At 32.4% G+C, this 1,669-nt stretch carries 1 protein-coding gene and 1 pseudogene; both read right to left on the bottom strand.

What is annotated here, in order from left to right; translation table 11 throughout:
- Positions 1 to 172: 172 nt before the first annotated feature.
- Entirely contained in the window at positions 173 to 1,132 is a 960-nt protein-coding gene (locus tag K1I80_RS11910; protein WP_223314009.1) for a hypothetical protein, read from the bottom strand.
- Positions 1,132 to 1,669: pseudogene (locus tag K1I80_RS11905) on the bottom strand (hypothetical protein); the annotation flags it as partial. The pseudogene K1I80_RS11905 and the gene K1I80_RS11910, both read right to left, overlap by 1 nt.

Below are 1,669 nucleotides of genomic sequence, written 5' to 3'. Positions count from 1 at the left end.
GAAGATTGGATTAGCCCCGTAATTTCTCCTTCAAATCTTTTATTCATTTCCTGCATACTAGTTTTGCAGGCTGTTAACTTTTCAGCATCTATCTCTTTACGACTCATCTAATTATCCTTTCTATTCATCTTAAACATCTAGTCTTTTTAAGCTGATAGCTTAAAGCTATTAGTTACTTCTTAGAAGGTGATTCTTGTTCAAATTTATAATATTTAACGAATTCTTCCTGACTGTTAACAACATGTTCCTGACCATCTACAGAATTATAATCTGGGATAGTCACATTTTCAAATAAATTGGTTCCTTTTTTATACAAGAGCTGCAAAATTGGAAGAGCGCTCTCAAAACTAGGCTTATCAGTCAGAAGAGCAACCATACCTTCGTCGTCTTCCAAGAGTTTAGCTGCTTCAGGATATTTTTGACGGATGAGAGCATCTTCTTTCAATTTTCCTTTCTTATTAAATCCAATTTTTCGCTTAGAATTTAGATAGTTTGGCCTTAAGGAAAGTATTGATAGAGTGTATTCGGATTGCTCAGTTTGATTTCTATTATTTTTTTCTCCCTTTTCTATGATTTTACCATTATTTAAATCAATTGATTTCGTAACACCTTCTCTAAAATCATTCTTATCAGTCTTAAGGTAAATATCCAATAATTCTTTACCATCATTTATATAAATTTGATTCTCTATTCTGTTAGGGACAAAGTCTGGATTGTAATCTCGAACCATTTTAAAAACATCATAATCCTTAGAAGTTAGTTCTCCTCCTTCAATATTATAGACGGTAATTCCCCAGTATTCCTGGTCTTTCGCTACATTATGTGTATTGGCAACACTTTTTAACTTAAGATATTCCTGAACAATTTTTGTTTGGCCAATACGAGGGGAAGTTTTTAGTTCATCTGACTCTTTAGTTGTTATCCAATAATCCAAGGGGTTTTCATAAGACCATTTCATTACCAAAGCATTATTATTTTCAATAAATTGATAAGATTGAATTTTCTTTTTTAATGTAATTTTATAATATGGGGTTATATAGTATGCCACATATCCCTGATAAGCTAGATAAGGGATAGCAACCACAGAAGCTAGTAGAATCAAAATGAGTTTATTTTTTTTTGAAATACGCATTACTGAGCCTCCTGGTATTTATTATTCCAGAGGAAATTATTAGAAAAATCTTCTCTCCCGTTAGGAAGCGCGTCCAAAGCTTTTCCCAACTGATTTAGCTGTTTTGAGTCCATCTTGGAAATTTGTAAATCGGATTCTCCTTTAACATAATCAATAATTTCTTGGTCAACGAAATCATCTATATCATTTATGTATTTATTCATTTCACTGGAAGGTATATATTGGCTCACTCCTTTATCATCCAAGTATTGCTCACGCATATAAGCATCGTAATCATAATAATGAGTCGCATCTACCTTCATAGTATTGGTGTTATGTGCAGGGGTGTAGCCTTTCCATAAATCAAAATCTGGTACATTATTTTCTTCCATCTTCCAAGCCCCTTTATTGGTAAAACCTCTCACAATATCATTTCTTGCTGCCATCTCTTTTTCTTCTAATTCTGACAAATTTTCATTATAAGTTTGTTGAGATTCTACAAATTTATTAAAACCGGACTTGAAAGTCTCAAGCGGAATCTTTTTACCATTAATAGTA

It is taken from the genome of Streptococcus sanguinis (genome assembly GCF_019929225.1).
GTDB classification, from domain to species: Bacteria; Bacillota; Bacilli; order Lactobacillales; family Streptococcaceae; genus Streptococcus; species Streptococcus sanguinis_J.
Note: the sequence above shows the minus strand (reverse complement) of the source record. Positions and strands in the feature narration are given on the sequence as shown.

Coding starts and splice junctions, on each gene's coding strand:
- K1I80_RS11910 (WP_223314009.1), bottom strand. CDS start 1,132: ATGCGTATTTCAAAAAAAAATAAACTCATTTTGATTCTACTAGCTTCT.